17 protein-coding genes and 1 riboswitch are annotated in these 14,977 nt (G+C 64.2%); of the genes, 3 read left to right on the forward strand and 14 right to left on the reverse strand.

Going from position 1 to position 14,977, the window contains the following annotated elements:
• The 13 genes from radC to dnaK all read right to left on the reverse strand — a co-directional run bounded on the left by radC (position 1) and on the right by dnaK (position 11,556).
• Positions 1-756 carry a RadC family protein gene (radC, locus tag ACR0BA_RS16330; RefSeq protein WP_480728989.1) on the reverse strand — a complete coding sequence of 252 codons (756 nt, stop codon included), beginning with the start codon at positions 754-756 and terminating at the stop codon, positions 1-3.
• Positions 757-792: 36 nt separating this feature from the next.
• Positions 793-1,527, reverse strand: coding sequence for an ABC transporter permease (locus ACR0BA_RS16335; RefSeq protein WP_170361167.1), 735 nt, complete (start codon positions 1,525-1,527; stop codon positions 793-795).
• Entirely contained in the window at positions 1,524-2,252 is a 729-nt protein-coding gene (locus ACR0BA_RS16340; protein ID WP_170361166.1) for an ABC transporter ATP-binding protein, read from the reverse strand. The genes ACR0BA_RS16335 and ACR0BA_RS16340 overlap by 4 nt, the downstream gene beginning before the upstream one ends.
• Complete coding sequence (gene tenA / locus ACR0BA_RS16345; protein ID WP_480728992.1) at positions 2,249-2,923, reverse strand: thiaminase II; 675 nt, start codon at positions 2,921-2,923, stop codon at positions 2,249-2,251. The genes ACR0BA_RS16340 and tenA overlap by 4 nt, the downstream gene beginning before the upstream one ends.
• Positions 2,920-3,855 carry an ABC transporter substrate-binding protein gene (locus tag ACR0BA_RS16350; protein WP_480728994.1) on the reverse strand — a complete coding sequence of 312 codons (936 nt, stop codon included), beginning with the start codon at positions 3,853-3,855 and terminating at the stop codon, positions 2,920-2,922. The genes tenA and ACR0BA_RS16350 overlap by 4 nt, the downstream gene beginning before the upstream one ends.
• 20 nt (positions 3,856-3,875) lie before the next feature.
• On the reverse strand, positions 3,876-4,838 hold the full coding sequence (locus tag ACR0BA_RS16355; RefSeq protein ID WP_480728996.1) for a ThiF family adenylyltransferase: 963 nt from the start codon (positions 4,836-4,838) through the stop codon (positions 3,876-3,878).
• Entirely contained in the window at positions 4,835-5,431 is a 597-nt protein-coding gene (locus ACR0BA_RS16360) for a thiamine phosphate synthase (protein ID WP_480728998.1), read from the reverse strand. Before ACR0BA_RS16360 ends, ACR0BA_RS16355 begins: the two co-directional genes overlap by 4 nt.
• The gene (locus ACR0BA_RS16365) at positions 5,428-6,198 is read right to left on the reverse strand and encodes a thiazole synthase (RefSeq protein WP_480636990.1); all 771 of its coding nucleotides are present in this window, start codon (positions 6,196-6,198) and stop codon (positions 5,428-5,430) included. The genes ACR0BA_RS16360 and ACR0BA_RS16365 overlap by 4 nt, the downstream gene beginning before the upstream one ends.
• A 2-nt stretch (positions 6,199-6,200) precedes the next feature.
• The gene (gene thiS, locus ACR0BA_RS16370) at positions 6,201-6,395 is read right to left on the reverse strand and encodes a sulfur carrier protein ThiS (RefSeq protein WP_480729000.1); all 195 of its coding nucleotides are present in this window, start codon (positions 6,393-6,395) and stop codon (positions 6,201-6,203) included.
• A complete protein-coding gene (locus ACR0BA_RS16375) occupies positions 6,379-7,356 on the reverse strand; it encodes an FAD-dependent oxidoreductase (RefSeq protein WP_480729002.1) in 978 nt (325 codons plus the stop codon). The genes thiS and ACR0BA_RS16375 overlap by 17 nt, the downstream gene beginning before the upstream one ends.
• The gene (gene thiD, locus ACR0BA_RS16380) at positions 7,353-8,156 is read right to left on the reverse strand and encodes a bifunctional hydroxymethylpyrimidine kinase/phosphomethylpyrimidine kinase (RefSeq protein WP_480729004.1); all 804 of its coding nucleotides are present in this window, start codon (positions 8,154-8,156) and stop codon (positions 7,353-7,355) included. Before thiD ends, ACR0BA_RS16375 begins: the two co-directional genes overlap by 4 nt.
• A gap of 46 nt (positions 8,157-8,202) precedes the next feature.
• Positions 8,203-8,305: riboswitch (TPP riboswitch) on the reverse strand.
• 126 nt (positions 8,306-8,431) lie between these two features.
• Positions 8,432-9,574: a molecular chaperone DnaJ gene (gene dnaJ, locus ACR0BA_RS16385; RefSeq protein WP_170361153.1), complete on the reverse strand. Its 1,143-nt coding sequence runs from the start codon at positions 9,572-9,574 to the stop codon at positions 8,432-8,434.
• Positions 9,575-9,648: 74 nt separating this feature from the next.
• Entirely contained in the window at positions 9,649-11,556 is a 1,908-nt protein-coding gene (dnaK, locus tag ACR0BA_RS16390; RefSeq protein ID WP_170342692.1) for a molecular chaperone DnaK, read from the reverse strand.
• 213 nt (positions 11,557-11,769) lie between these two features.
• On the opposite strand from dnaK, the gene ACR0BA_RS16395 reads away from it, so the two are divergent.
• Entirely contained in the window at positions 11,770-12,372 is a 603-nt protein-coding gene (locus tag ACR0BA_RS16395; protein WP_480729007.1) for an alpha-ketoglutarate-dependent dioxygenase AlkB family protein, read from the forward strand.
• On the opposite strand, the gene ACR0BA_RS16400 is transcribed toward ACR0BA_RS16395, so the two are convergent.
• Positions 12,369-13,190: an ABC transporter permease gene (locus tag ACR0BA_RS16400; RefSeq protein WP_093963926.1), complete on the reverse strand. Its 822-nt coding sequence runs from the start codon at positions 13,188-13,190 to the stop codon at positions 12,369-12,371. The two genes, ACR0BA_RS16395 and ACR0BA_RS16400, sit on opposite strands and share 4 nt — an antisense overlap.
• A 122-nt stretch (positions 13,191-13,312) precedes the next feature.
• Here ACR0BA_RS16400 and cysQ point away from each other — a divergent pair, with 122 nt between their 5' ends.
• Together cysQ and ACR0BA_RS16410 are read left to right on the forward strand one after the other, a co-directional pair.
• On the forward strand, positions 13,313-14,110 hold the full coding sequence (gene cysQ, locus ACR0BA_RS16405; RefSeq protein WP_170361150.1) for a 3'(2'),5'-bisphosphate nucleotidase CysQ: 798 nt from the start codon (positions 13,313-13,315) through the stop codon (positions 14,108-14,110).
• Entirely contained in the window at positions 14,110-14,910 is an 801-nt protein-coding gene (locus ACR0BA_RS16410) for a 3-deoxy-manno-octulosonate cytidylyltransferase family protein (protein WP_480729009.1), read from the forward strand. The genes cysQ and ACR0BA_RS16410 overlap by 1 nt, the downstream gene beginning before the upstream one ends.
• Positions 14,911-14,977 lie beyond the last annotated feature (67 nt).

Here is a 14,977-nt window from a genome sequence, read left to right on the forward strand (position 1 = left end):
TCAGAGATAACCTTCCGAGCGGAAGCTCAGCTCGGTCGATTTGCCGATGATCAGGTGGTCGTGCAAGGTCAGCCCCAGTGCGGCGCAGGCATCGTTGATGCGGTTGGTCATGTCGATATCCGACTGCGACGGGGTTGGATCACCCGACGGATGATTGTGCACCAGGATCAACGCCGAGGCGTTCAGTTCCAGCGCGCGTTTGGCGACCTCGCGCGGGTAGACGGGTACGTGATCGACGGTGCCCTTGGCCTGCTCCTCATCCGCGATGAGCACGTTCTTGCGGTCCAGGAAGAACACGCGGAACTGCTCGATCTCGCGATGCGCCATGGTGGTGTGGCAATAATCCAGCAACGCGTCCCAGCTGGAAATCACATGCCGCTGCATCACCCGGGCGCGGGCCATGCGATGGGCGCAGGCCTCGAGGATCTTGAGGTCGGTGATGACCGTATCGCCCACGCCCTTGATCTGACGCAGGCGTTCCACAGGGGCGGTCAGCACCCGGTTGAAATCGCCGAATGTATCCAGCAGCAGCCGCGCCAGCGGTTTCACGTCCTGCCGGGGGATCGAGCGGAACAGGACCAGTTCCAGCAACTCGTAATCCGGCATCGCCCCGGCGCCGCCCGACATGAACCGTTCACGCAGGCGCTTGCGGTGGTCCTTGATATACGAGGGCAGCCGACCCGTGGGCAGCGGCGTGACCGGCGCTTCGTCACTTTCGAACAGCGATGGGGCTTCGGCAAAGGCGTCCTTGGTCATGCGCCCATGATTGCCTCAGAATCGGTTTCCGAATGGTTAACGTGCCTCACCGGCCATGCGGGCCGTGGCGCGGCGCACCGCCAGATGCAGCAGGATCGAAAACACCCCCAGCGTCAGCATCGCGGCGAACATCAGGTCGGTCTTGGCGCGGCCATTGGCCAGCAGCATCAGGTATCCCAGCCCCTGCGACGAGCCCACCCATTCGCCGATCACGGCTCCGATCGGGGCATAGACAGCCGCCAGCCGCATCCCCGAGGCCAGCGAGGGCAGCGCCGCCGGGATGCGGATATGCCACAACACGCTGCGCGGGCTGGCCTGCATGGTGCGGGCCAGGTCCAGATAGCCGGGCGGCGTGCGCATCAGCCCGTCGAAAAACGACGAGGTGATGGGGAAATAGATGATCAGCACCGCCATCGCGACCTTGGACCACAGCCCATAGCCCAGCCACAGGGTCAGCAACGGTGCCAACGCAAAGACCGGCAGCGCCTGGGTGAACACCAGCATCGGCTGCACCAGCACCCGCGCGGCGCGGGAATTGGCCAGCTGCAGCGCGGTGACGACGCCCAGCACGGTGCCGCAGGCCAAACCGATCAGCACCTCGATTGCAGTGATCCAGGTGTGTTCGGCGATCAGCCAGCGGTTCTGCCACCAGGTCTCGGCCACCAATGCCGGGCCGGGCAGGATAAACTTCGGCAGGCCGGTCAGGGTGACGATCGCCTGCCAAATGGCCAGCGCAAACAACGTCGCGGCAAGGGCCGAGAGCGTCTTCATGCCACCTCCTCGCGCAGCAGTTTCAGCAGCGCCCCCTGCGTTTCCAGCGTTTCCAGATCGTCCACCTTCCGCGGCACCGGCGCGTGAGGCGGTTGGCATGGGGTCAGGCCGTGTCGCGTCATCACCATGATCGACTGGCCCAGACGCGCGGCCTCGGCCGGATCGTGGGTGACCAGCAGCACGGTGCGACCCTGCAACGCTTCGGCGGCCAGGTCCTGCATGTCTGCACGGGTGCGCGCATCCAGCGCCGAGAACGGCTCGTCCAGCAGGATGATCGGCTTGTCTTCCATCAGGGTCCGGGCCAATGCCACCCGCTGACGCTGCCCGCCCGACAGTTCCGAGGGCTTCTTGGCCATGTGATCCTGCAGCCGCATCCGTTCGATCAACCGGGCGCGGCGGTCCTGATCGACCCGTTCGCCGCGCAGGCGCGCGCCCAGCGCCACGTTCTGCGCGACCGTGGCCCAGGGCAGCAGCAGATCATCCTGCGCCATGTAGGCCACACGCTCGGCCACCGGCAGCCCGTCGCTGGCGCGGATCTCGCCGGTGAACTCTGCCCCCGTCGCCAACCCGGCGATCAGGCGCAGAACCGTGGTCTTGCCGACCCCCGATCCGCCCAGCAGACAGGTCCACTGCCCGGCCTTCAGCGACAGGGTCAGCGGCGCGAACAGAGGCGCGCCGTCGATGCTGGCCTGTCCGCTGATGGTCAGATCGGGGGGCGGGGTCATGGGGTCAGACCCATCTGCCAGAAATTCACCTCGAGCTCGGTCGCGGTGCGGAAGGTCTGGCACAGGCGATCCCAACGCGGTGTGGTACGGAAATCCGCCCCAAGTCGCCTTGTTAGAGCCGAATCCAGCAGTTCACCCACAGCCTGACAGGCTTCCTGATATTCACTGCTGGAATAGGCGTTGATCCAGTCGCGATAGGTGTCCGAGGCGGCCTCGGCCGCCAGCCGTGTGCCGATTTCCCCGTATCCCATCACGCAGGGCGCCAGCGCCGCCAGCAGATCCAGCAGATCACCGCTGTAGCCGGCCTCGAGTACATAGCGTGTATAGGCCAGGTTCTCGGGGCGTTCGGGTGTGGCGAACAGCTCGTCCTGGCTGATGCCTTCGGCCTCGCAAATGCCGATATGCAGCTTCATCTCTTCGCTGATCAGACCGCTCACCGTGCGCGACGCGGCCAGCATCTCGGCATGGGTTTCCGATTTCACCACCGCCAGCGCCCAGGCGCGCGAGAAATGGATCAGGAACACGTAATCCTGCCGCAAATAATGCAGAAACGCCTCGCGCGGCAGGGTGCCGTCCTTCAGCCCCTCGACAAAGGCGTGGCGGGTATAGTCCCGCCACGGCCCCTGCGCCGCATCGCGCATCAGTGCGAAGGCTTTGCCATAGTCGCTCATTGCGCGGTCACGTCGATGGTGATGTCGCTGACCGGGTTGATGCTGTCGATCATGCCGGAGTCTTTCAGAAAGGCCTCGAACCGGGCATAGCGGCCGGCATCAAAGCCCGCAGGGCGCAGCGCGAAACGCGGCAGGGTATCGACCCAGGCGCGGGCGTTCAGCTCGTCCTGCAGCTCGGGCGAGGTGGCGGCGAAGATCTCCCAGCTTTTTTCCGGATTGTTCACGATATACTGAGTGGCCTTCTCGGTTGCGGCCAGGAAACGGGCGATCATGTCCTTGTCCATCGTCTCGGGGTTGGCCACATAGATCAGCTCGTCATAGGGCGGCACGCCTTCTTCCTCGATGTAGAAGCAGCGGCCCGGAACGCCTTCGATATCCATCTGGTTCAGCTCGAAATTGCGGAAGGCGCCGATCACGGCGTCCACTTGCCCCGTCATCAGCGATGGCGACAGCGAGAAGTTGACGTTGATCATCTCGATATCGTCCAGCGACACGCCATGCGCGTTCAGCATCGCGGTCAGGATCGCCTCTTCGACGCCGGCGACCGAAAAGCCGATCTTCTTGCCCTTGAGGTCGGCCAGCGATTTGATCGGGCCGTCCTCGAGAACCAGCAGGCAGTTCAGGGGCGTGGCGACCAGCGTCCCGACCCGTTTCAGCGGCAGGCCCTCGTGGATCTGCAGGTGCAGCTGCGGCTGGTACGACACGGCCAGATCGGCCTGACCGGCGGCCACAAGGCGCGGCGGGGCCGACGGATCGGCGGGCGGGACGATTTCGACCTCAAGCCCCTGTTCGGCGAAATAGCCGTTTTCCTGCGCCACGATGATCGGCCCGTGGTCGGGATTCACGAACCAGTCCAGCAGGACGGTCATCTTGTCCTCAGCCCAGGCAGGCGCGGCGGCCAGCAGGGCAATGGCGGTGATCAGCTTCTTCATGGTTTGCGTTTCCTTTTGCTTCACGACGTTGCGGCGGCGACCAGAACGATCCGGCCGCGCCAATGGGGGTGGAGTTCCTCGGCCGCGCGCCAGGCGCGCAGCCCGGTGGCACAGCAGAGAGCCAGCGTTTTGTCCTTGTTAGGGTCTGTTTTCAGCGCGTCGACCGTCAGGCGGCGGGCGTCGGGGTGGATCGGCTGGGGGGCTTCATCGACGCTGCGCAGATCGACGATCAGGTCGTCCGGGGCCAGCTGCGAAGGAGCGACAAAGGGAAAATAGCCGTCCGGCTCCGGCGCGGTGTCAATTCGGAATCCGCTGCTGGTGCAACTGAGCCCGTCCACTTGCACCATCTGGCCCAGCGGCGAGGGATCGAAGCCCAGGATCACGCCCAGCGCCATCTGCGCCTGCATCGCGCCGATCATCGCCACGACCGGTCCCAGAACGCCTGCGGTGGCGCAACTGGCCCCGCTGTCGGGCGCGTCGGGGAACACCGCGCGCAGGGACGGCGCGCCGCCGCAAAACCCGCCGACATACCCCGACAGGCCCAGGACCGAGGCGCTGATCAGCGGCGTGCCCTGCGCCAGGCAGGTATCCGACAGCGTATAGCTGGCCGCGTAGCTGTCCGCGCAATCCAGAACCAGTTCAGCCTCGGCCACCAGATCGGCGGCATTCGCCGGTGTCAGAGGGTGTTTCTGCGGCTCGACAGTGATCTCACTGTTCAGGGCCCGGCAGCGTTCGGCGGCCACTTCGGCCTTGGGGCGGCCGCAATCGGATTCGATGAACAGCGTCTGGCGGTGCAGGTTGGACAGGTCCACCGTATCGGGATCGACGATAGTCAGATGCCCCACCCCGGCCCCGGCCAGCAGCGGCAGGGCGGGCGCGGCCAGCCCGCCGGCGCCCACCACCAGAACCCGTGCGTGGGCAAGGTGGTTCTGCCCCCCGACCCCGACCTCGGGCAGGATCATCTGGCGGGCGTAGCGGCTCATCCCGTGACCTCGATCCACTGGCGCACCCGCGCTTCGGGGTCGGGGTTCAGGGTGATGTCGGTCACGACCGAGACGATGTCGGCCCCGGCCTGAAACACGCCCGGCGCGCGTTCGACGCTCATACCGCCGATGCCGACCAGGGGGATGTCACCCACGCGCCGCTTCCACTCGGTCACGCGGGGCAGGCCCTGTTGGTGCCATTTCATCTTCTTCAGGATGGTCGGATAGACCGGCCCCAGCGCCACATAGTCCGGATCCATCCACAGCACGCGTTCAAGCTCGTCATCGTCATGGGTGGACACGCCCAGTTTCAGCCCGGCCTTGCGGATGGCGGGCAGGTCGGCGTCGTCCAGATCCTCCTGCCCCAGATGAATCCAGTCACATCCCGCGTCGATGGCCGCCTGCCAATAGTCGTTCACCACCAGCACCGCGCCATGGTCGCGGCACAGCGCCTGCGCGGTGGCGATTTCCGCGCGCACCACCGCGTCGGGCTGGTCCTTGATGCGCAGCTGCACCAGTTTCACGCCCAGAGGCAGCATCCGCCGCAGCCAGTCGGTATGATCGAAGATCGGATAGAAGCGATCGAGCGTCATGACAGAAAGGCCTTTCCGATCACCGGGGTCGAGGGTTCGGCCATGTCGCGCGGCTCGATCGGGTCGGCCTGATGCGCCAGTTGCCCGGCCTGCACCGCCAGCGCCATGGCCTGCGCCATCGCCACCGGATCGCCCGCGCGGGCGACGGCGGTGTTCAGCAGAACCGCGTCATAGCCCAGCTCCATCGCGTGGGCGGCGTGGCTGGGCAGACCGATGCCCGCATCCACCACCAGCGGCACGTCGGGAAACTCGGCCCGCATCGCGCGCAGGGCGTATTCGTTGTTCAGGCCCCGCCCCGACCCGATCGGCGCACCCCAAGGCATCAGCACCTGGCACCCGGCGGCCAGCAGGCGCTCGGCCACGATCAGGTCTTCGGTGGTGTAGGGAAACACCTGGAACCCCTCGTCAGTCAGAACGCGCGCGGCCTCGACCAGTTGGAACACGTCGGGTTGCAGGCTGTCGGTGTGGCCGATAAGCTCCAGCTTGATCCACGGCGTGTCGAACACCTCGCGCGCCATGTGGGCGGTAGTGACGGCCTCTTTGACGGTGTGACAGCCGGCGGTATTGGGCAGGATCAGCACGCCCAGATCGCGGATCATCGACCAGAATGCCTGACCGGCCCCGCCCGCGCCCTCGCGCCGCAACGAGACGGTGGCGACACCCGCGACGCTGGCCCGGAACGCCTGTTCCAGGATCGCCGGGCTGGGATATTGCGCGGTGCCCAGCATCAGCGGGTTGGGCAGTTCGGTGCCGTAAAACGTCTTCATCTTCATCCCCCCTGCATCGGTGCGACGACCTCGACCCGGTCGCCCTCGGCCAGATTGTGCGCGATGCGCAGGCTGGAGGGCACGAATTCCTCGTTCACCGCGGTGGCGACGCGGCCGGAAAAGCCACATTCCGCCAGCAGCTCGCCAAGGGTTTCGGCGCGCACCTCGCGCGGCGCGCCGTTAAGCACGATCTTCATCGACCATCTCCGAATGTGTATTGTTCAGCGCCAGATCGGCCACGCCCCGGGCCAGCGCCGGGGCCAGCAGGTAGCCGTGGCGATACAACCCGTTGGCATAGATCGTCCGCCCCAGCCGGCGGATCCGCGGCAGGTTGTCGGGAAAGGCCGGGCGCAGATCGACCCCGATTTCCAGCACCTCGGCCTCGCCGAAGGCCGGGTTCAGCGCATAGGCCGCGCTGAGCAGTTCCAGCATCGAGCGCGCGGTGATCCGGCTGCTGTCCTCGGATTCGATCATCGTGGCGCCCAGCATGTAGATGCCCTCGCCCCGCGGTACGACATAGAGCGGCATCCGGGGATGCAACAGCCGCACGGGCCGGGTCAGCGTCACGTCGGGGCAGCGGATCACCAGCATTTCCCCCTTCACGCCGCGCAGGTCGTGCAGGATGTCGCGTGCGTGCAGGCCCCGGCAATCGATGGCGTTGTCCAGCCGCGACGGGGCCAGCTTGCGGTGGAATTCGACCCCTTTGTCCTGCAGGCCGCGATAGAGGTCCTGCAATGCCCGGCGAGGGTCCAGATGGGCCTCGTCGGCGAAGAACAGGCCTTGGGAAAACCCGTGCAGATCAGGCTCTAATTTGGCGATTTTCGCTTGATCGACCTGCGTGAATCCCTCGGTCCGGCGGGCAAAGCGGCGCAGGTCGGGCAGGTCGCGCGTGTTGGCCACGACCAGCGTTCCCTGCCGCGCGACCGGGGTGCGGGCCGCCCACCAGTCGATCGCCTGCTGGCCCAGCCTCAGCACCGGTTCCTCGGCATTTTCATATTCGCACCACGGCGCCAGCATGCCGCCGGCCCACCAGGAACACCCATGCGGACCGGGCGGCCCGCCGGGATCAAAGACCCGCACCCGCGCGCCCCGCGTCACCAGTTCCGAGGCCACTGCCAAGCCGGCGACGCCTGCACCTATGACCGACCAGACCGTCACGCCGGCCATACCCGGTGGAAGTGATGTACCGGCCCGTGGCCCGAGCCGACCTGCAACTCATCCGCGCGGGTGATCGCGCCTTGCAGGTAGTCATGCGCCTGCGCCACCGCATCGACCAGAGGCAGCCCCTTGGCCAGACCGGCCGCGACGGCCGAGGACAGGGTGCATCCGGTGCCGTGGGTGTTGCGCGTGTCCTGACGGGGCGCGGTAAATTCACCGATGACGCCGTTCTGATCGATCAGCAGATCATGGCAGGTATCGCCCTTGCCGTGTCCGCCTTTCATCAGGACGGCCCCAGCCCCCAGGGTGCACAGGTCATGGCCCTGCGCGACCATCTCCTCGGGCGTTTCGGCGACCAGCCGGTCCAGCAGACAGGCGGCCTCGGGCAGGTTCGGGGTCAGGACGGTGGCGCGGGGCAGCAGCACCTCGCGCAACGTTTGCACCGCCTCGCGCGCCAGCAGGGCATCGCCCGATTTGGCGATCATCACCGGGTCCAGCACGATGGGCCCGGCAAAGCCGGACAGGCCGTCGGCGACGGTTTGGATGATCTCGGGCGTGGCCAACATGCCGATCTTGACCGCGCGCACGTCCAGATCGGACAGAACCGCGTCGATCTGCGCGGCAATCACGTCCAGCGGGATACCATGCACAGCGGTGACCGCCTGCGTGTTCTGGGCGGTGACCGCGGTGATGACACTGGCACCGAACACACCCAGCGCCGACATCGATTTGAGATCGGCCTGAATACCGGCCCCTCCGCCGCTGTCGGATCCTGCGATGGTCAAAGCGATATGCGCCATGTCGCTCCCTTCTTGCATGTGGGGCAACGCGGGCATGGAAAACGTCTGAGTGTTTTAGACCGTTCCCTCCGCCGGTATTGCCCGGATCAGGTTCGATGGGTTGGCTCGCGCCTCTCAGCCCCGGTTCCGGGGCACCCCAACGGTTGGCGCGGACATTCTCAAGGCTGAGGCCGAGAATCAAGGGCCAATTCCGCGCAGTTTCGGGCCAATCTGGACTTAGAAAACAAAAAAGCCGGCGATGATACGCCGGCCTTTCGGGGTCTGGAACGCTGGGATCAGCTTTGCATCCTTTCCCAGAAGGATTTAACGGACGAGAAAAAGCTTTTCGATTCCGGGTGGTTGTCCTCTCCCAGATCGTCGAACTCCTGCAGCAGCTCTTTTTGCCGCGCGGTCAGGTTGACCGGAGTCTCGACCGCAAGCTCGATGAACATGTCACCGATACCGCCGCCCCGCAGCGCAGGCATACCCTTGCCGCGCAGGCGCATCTGCCGGCCCGACTGGCTGCCGGCCGGAATCTGCACCCGGCCGCGGCCACCGTCGATGGTGGGCACTTCTATCGAGCCGCCCAGCGCCGCCTTCGCCATGCTGACAGGCACGCGGCAATACAGGTTCGGGCCATCCCGCTCGAACAGCTTGTGCGGAGTCACCTCGACAAAGATGTAGAGATCACCCGGAGGACCGCCGCGCATGCCGGCCTCGCCCTCGCCCGCCAAACGGATGCGGGTGCCGGTTTCGACGCCTGCCGGAATGTTGACCGACAGCGCGCGTTCCTTCTCGACCCGGCCCGAGCCGTGGCAGGATTTGCAGGGGTTTTTGATGATTTGCCCCAGACCCGCACAGGTCGGGCAGCTGCGCTCGACAGTGAAAAAGCCCTGTTGCGCGCGCACCTTACCCATGCCGGAACAGGTCGGGCAGGTGGTTGGTTCAACTCCGCCCTCGGCGCCGGTGCCCTCGCAGGACGAACAGGCCACGGCTGTCGGGACGTTGATGGTTTTCTGCAGGCCGGAATAGGCCTCTTCCAGCGAAACCCTCAGGTTGTAGCGAAGGTCCGAACCGCGAGCAGCCCGGCGTCCGCCGCCGCCACGCTGTCCACCCATGAAATCGCCGAACAGGTCATCGAACACATCGGAAAACGCGCTGGAGAAATCGCCCGATCCAAAGCCGCCACCACGCTGGCCTCCGCCCATGCCATTCTCGAACGCAGCATGGCCGAACCGGTCATAGGCGGCCTTTTTGTCAGCGTCGCGCAGAACGTCATAGGCCTCGTTGGCCTCTTTGAACAGGGCCTCGGCGTCCGGGTTGTCCTTGTTGCGATCGGGGTGCAGCTCTTTCGCCTTCCGGCGAAAAGCTTTCTTGATCTCATCCGCCGAAGCACCCTTGGACACGCCGAGCACTTCGTAATAGTCGCGTTTTGACATCGGTATTTCCTTCTGCCTCAACGTAAACGGGCCGGCCCGGCATCCGGACCGGCCCGAATTGGCCCGGTTACCCGTTAGTTGCGCTTGTCATCGTCCAGGTCTTCGAACTCGGCATCGACGATGTCGTCATCGCCGGGACCCGCATCCGCGGCTGCCGGTTCGTCGCTGGCCTCTTCGGACTGCGCCTTGTAGATCGCCTCGCCCAGTTTCATGGCCGCTTCGGTCACGTTCTGGATGCCGGCCTTGATCTTGTCGGCATTGTCCGACTCGACCTCGTCCTTGAGGGCCGCCAGCGCCAGTTCGATGGCCTCGATGGTCGACGGATCGACCTTGTCGCCATGCTCCTCGATCGATTTCTCGGTCGCGTGGATCAGGCTTTCGGCCTGGTTCTTGGCTTCGACCAGCTCCTTGCGCTTGCGGTCGGCTTCGGCGTTTTCCTCGGCGTCCTTGACCATCTTTTCGATGTCTTCTTCCGACAGTCCGCCCGAGGCCTGGATCGTGATCTTCTGTTCCTTGCCGGTGCCTTTGTCCTTGGCCGAAACCGAAACAATGCCGTTGGCGTCGATGTCGAAGGTCACCTCGATCTGAGGCATGCCGCGCGGGGCCGGCGGGATGTCTTCAAGGTTGAACTGGCCCAGGATCTTGTTGTCCGCAGCCATTTCACGCTCACCCTGGAACACCCGGATGGTCACGGCGTTCTGGTTGTCCTCGGCGGTCGAGAAGACCTGGGACTTCTTGGTCGGGATCGTGGTGTTGCGGTCGATCAGGCGGGTGAACACGCCGCCCAGAGTTTCGATGCCCAGCGACAGCGGGGTCACGTCCAGCAGAACCACGTCCTTGACGTCGCCTTGCAGAACACCGGCCTGGATCGCAGCACCCATGGCCACGACTTCGTCCGGGTTCACACCTTTGTGCGGCTCCTTGCCGAAGAACTTGGTCACCTCTTCGATGACTTTCGGCATCCGGGTCATACCACCGACCAGAACAACCTCATCCACATCGCTGGCCGAGATGCCGGCGTCTTTCAGAGCGGCCTGGCAGGGCTTCAGCGACTTCTTGATCAGGTCGCCGACCAGCGATTCCAGCTTGGCACGGGTCAGCTTCATGACCATGTGCAGCGGCTGACCGTTCGCGCCCATCGAGATGAACGGCTGGTTGATCTCGGTCTGGGTGGTCGAGCTGAGCTCGATCTTGGCCTTCTCTGCGGCTTCCTTCAGACGCTGCAGCGCCATCTTGTCCTGGCTCAGGTCGACGCCGTGTTCCTTTTTGAACTCGTCGGCCAGGTAGTTGACGATGCGCATGTCAAAGTCTTCACCACCCAGGAAGGTGTCACCATTGGTCGATTTGACCTCGAACAGGCCGTCGTCGATTTCCAGAATGGTCACGTCGAAGGTACCACCGCCAAGGTCATAGACCGCGATGGTCTGGCTGTCCTGCTTGTCCAGGCCATAGGCCAGCGCGGCGGCAGTCGGTTCGTTGATGATCCGCAGCACTTCCAGACCGGCGATCTTGCCTGCGTCCTTGGTGGCCTGACGCTGAGCGTCGTTGAAATAGGCCGGAACGGTGATCACGGCCTGCGTGACTTCTTCACCCAGATAGCTTTCAGCGGTTTCTTTCATCTTGCCGAGGATGAAGGCCGAGATCTGGCTTGGAGAGTATTTCTGCCCGCGGGCCTCGACCCAAGCGTCGCCGTTGCCGCCATCGACGATGGCGTAGGGCACCATTTTCTTGTCCTTCTGGACTTCTGCGTCATCCACACGACGCCCGATCAGGCGCTTGACGCCAAAAATCGTGTTGTCGGGGTTGGTGACCGCCTGGCGTTTCGCCGGCTGCCCGACCAGTCGCTCGTCTTCGGTGAAGGCGACGATCGAGGGCGTGGTCCGCGCCCCTTCCGCGTTTTCGATGACCTTCGGCTGCGCGCCGTCCATGATGGCTACGCACGAGTTGGTGGTCCCGAGGTCAATCCCGATTACTTTTCCCATTTTTTGATCCCTTTCTTTTCAAGGCGATGTCCCGAGGCCGGAACCCGTTACGGCATCCCTGCCCCGATCTGCTGGGCGCGACAGGTCTACACCATCGCGCGTCCCGGCGTATATAAGGGCGAGGCCTGAGGCCTGCAAGCGTTGTGAAATGCAGGTTTTCGGGAATCTTGGGCCTTTTTTGGCAAGGATTTCGAAAGGAATGAGGTTTCTGTCATGACGCGCCTGAATTTACGGGGGTTCGACATCCGAAAAGGCCATCTGGACGGCGCTGCTCAGCGGCAGATCATCGAGCTTTTGCGGCCGATTCTGAAAGCCGCTCCGCTGTTTCATCCCAGCACCGCTTCGGGGCGCAAAATGTCGGTTCGCATGACGTCTGCCGGAACGTTGGGCTGGGTGTCGGACGGGGCCGGATACCGGTACCAGGACGCGCACCCCAGGGGCATGGCGTGGCCCGCCATTCCGGACCCGATCCTGTCGATCTGGCGCGGCCTTGCCGGAAACTCTCGAGATCCCGATTGCTGTCTGATCAACTATTACGGCGAAGGCGCAAAGATGGGGATGCACCAGGACAAGGACGAGGCCGATTTCTCGTGGCCTGTCCTGTCGGTTTCGTTGGGCGATGACGCCCTGTTCCGCATCGGCAACACGACCCGCGGCGGCAAGACCGAGTCCGTCTGGCTGAGTTCCGGCGACGTGGTCGTCATGGGCGGTCCCGCCCGGTTGGCCTATCACGGCATCGACCGGATCCGGTTCGGGTCTTCGCGCCTGCTGCCCAAAGGGGGCCGGATCAACCTGACGCTGCGCGTGGCAACCTAGCGGCGGGCATCCCAGCTTTTCGAGATGTGCTTGCGGGTAAAGAATTCTCCCAGCAACCCGATCATCATCAGGGCGATACCGACCCAAAGCGCATATTCCCAGCTGGAGTTGCGCGGAAAGTAGTTGCGAAACACGAAACCGCGGCACTGATCGATCACGTGAAACAACGGGTTCCAGGCGAACATGGCCAGCATCCAGCCGCCCAGCGCGTTGCCCACGAACATCTTGCCCGAGAAGATCATGTTCATCCGGCGATAGACATTGCTGAGTATGGTGGAGGTCTGCGGCATCCACGGCTTGAGCGCCATGAAGACCAAACCGACCGCGCAGCCGGTGTACCACGCAAGGATCAGCATCGCGAACGCGCCGCCCGGGTCCTGCATCTCGATCGGATTGACCGCGACGCTGTAGACGAACAGGATCACCAGGATTGAAACGACCTGCGTGTACAAGGTCCCGAAGGCGGCGGCCAATAGCAGAACCATCATGTTCATCGGCGAATGCAGCATCATGGGATTGTTGGTGCCTCCAAGCCCCGCGATCGCACCGACGGACTTGATATGCGTCATGAACAGAAAGATGCCGGACAGGATGTACAGGATGAACTCACCCCGTATCTTGGCAACCCGCCCGCCCAGAAACGACATGATGAAATAGAACACGGTCGCCATCAAAACGACCTGGACGATGTTCATCATGATGGCGATTACGGCGTTGGAATGCTGCGAGCGGATGTTGCGGACCACGGCATGAAACACCAGTTCCGCAAGGTTGAATGCCCCACCCACAAGGCTGCTGCTTCGCTTGTAATAGAACACTCGAACGCTCTTTCCCGGTTTTGTTCCGCCAGCGTGGCACGAATTCCTTGCCGTTCCGTATCCGGCACAGCATAAGTTCGTCAGGTTTTCGGATCAACAAACCATGGAAACGGAGCATTTTTGTGACCTATGACGACCTCATCCCCGTGATCAGACGCCTGGCCCTGGAAGCGGGCGACAAGATCATGGAGATCTACGATGCCGATGATTTTGACGTGAAGGTCAAGTCCGATTCCAGCCCCGTGACCGAAGCCGACGAAGCTGCCGATGCCCTGATCTCGGCCGGGCTGCGCGCCGCCTTCCCCGACATCCTGCTGGTGACCGAGGAACAGGCCGCATCGCACAGCAAGCAGGGCGACACCTTTCTGATCGTCGATCCGCTGGACGGCACCAAGGAATTCATCAACCGACGTGGCGATTTCACCGTGAACATCGCGCTGGTCGAAAACGGCGTGCCCACCCGCGGCGTGGTCTATGCCCCGGCCCGCGGGCGCATGTTCTATACCCTGGCCGATGGCCGCTCGGCCGAGGAAACTGGCGCCCTGGACAAGGACAAACCGGGCGAAGTGACCCCGATTTCAGTCTCTGATCCTGACAATTCGGCGCTTTTGGTGGTGGCTTCGAAATCGCATCGCGACCAGGCTACGGATGACTACATCAACAAATACCAGGTCAAAGACAGCAAGTCGGCGGGCTCCTCGCTGAAATTCTGCCTTGTGGCCACGGGCGAGGCCGACCTCTACCCGCGTGTCGGCCGCACGATGGAGTGGGACACTGCCGCAGGCCACGCGGTTCTGGCCGGTGCCGGGGGCCATGTGGTGCGTTTCGACGACCACACGCCGCTGACCTACGGCAAGGAGGGCTATGCCAACCCGTTCTTCATCGCCTATGCCCCCGGCGTCGAACTCAAGGAGGCCTGATGTCGGTTCTGATCGCGATCCCCGCCCGCTATGCCTCGACCCGCTATCCGGGCAAACCGCTGGTGCCGCTGACCGGCGCAACGGGAAAGCCCATGACCCTGATCGAAAGGTCGTGGCGCGCGGCCATGTCGGTCTCAGACGTCGACCGGGTGGTGGTGGCCACCGATGACGACCGTATCCGCGCTGCAGCCGAGGGCTTTGGCGCCGAGGTGGTGATGACCTCGGAAAGCTGCGCCAACGGCACGGAACGCTGCGCCGAGGCGCATGACAGGCTGGGCGGCGGCTACGAGATCGTGGTCAACCTGCAGGGCGACGCCCCCCTGACCCCGCATTGGTTCATCGAGGATCTGGTCAATGGCCTGCGCGCCGCGCCCGAGGCCGGCGTGGCCACGCCGGTGCTGCGGTGCGACGGCGAGGCGCTGAACGGGCTGCTGAACGACCGCAGGCATGGCCGGGTGGGCGGCACCACCGTCGTCTTCGCGACCGATCACAGCGCGCTCTATTTCTCGAAGGAAGTGATCCCCTTCACCGCCGAAACCTATGCCGGGTCGGATCCGACGCCGGTGTTCCACCATGTGGGCGTCTACGCCTACCGGCCCGACGCGCTGGCCGCCTATCCGGGCTGGCCGGTCGGGCCGCTGGAACGGCTCGAGGGGCTGGAACAGCTGCGGTTCATGGAAAACGGGCGCAAGGTTCTGTGTGTCGAGGTCGAGGCAAAAGGCCGTCAGTTCTGGGAGTTGAACAATCCGCAGGACGTGGCCAGGATCGAAAGCATGATGGCCGCGATGGGGTTGGAATAGGCGCAAATTCCCCGTTCCGCGCGGGCGGCCGGGCAGCTAATCCATGACGGGCAGACATTCGGCAGGA

The sequence above is a fragment of the Ruegeria sp. CI5 genome (genome assembly GCF_056536885.1).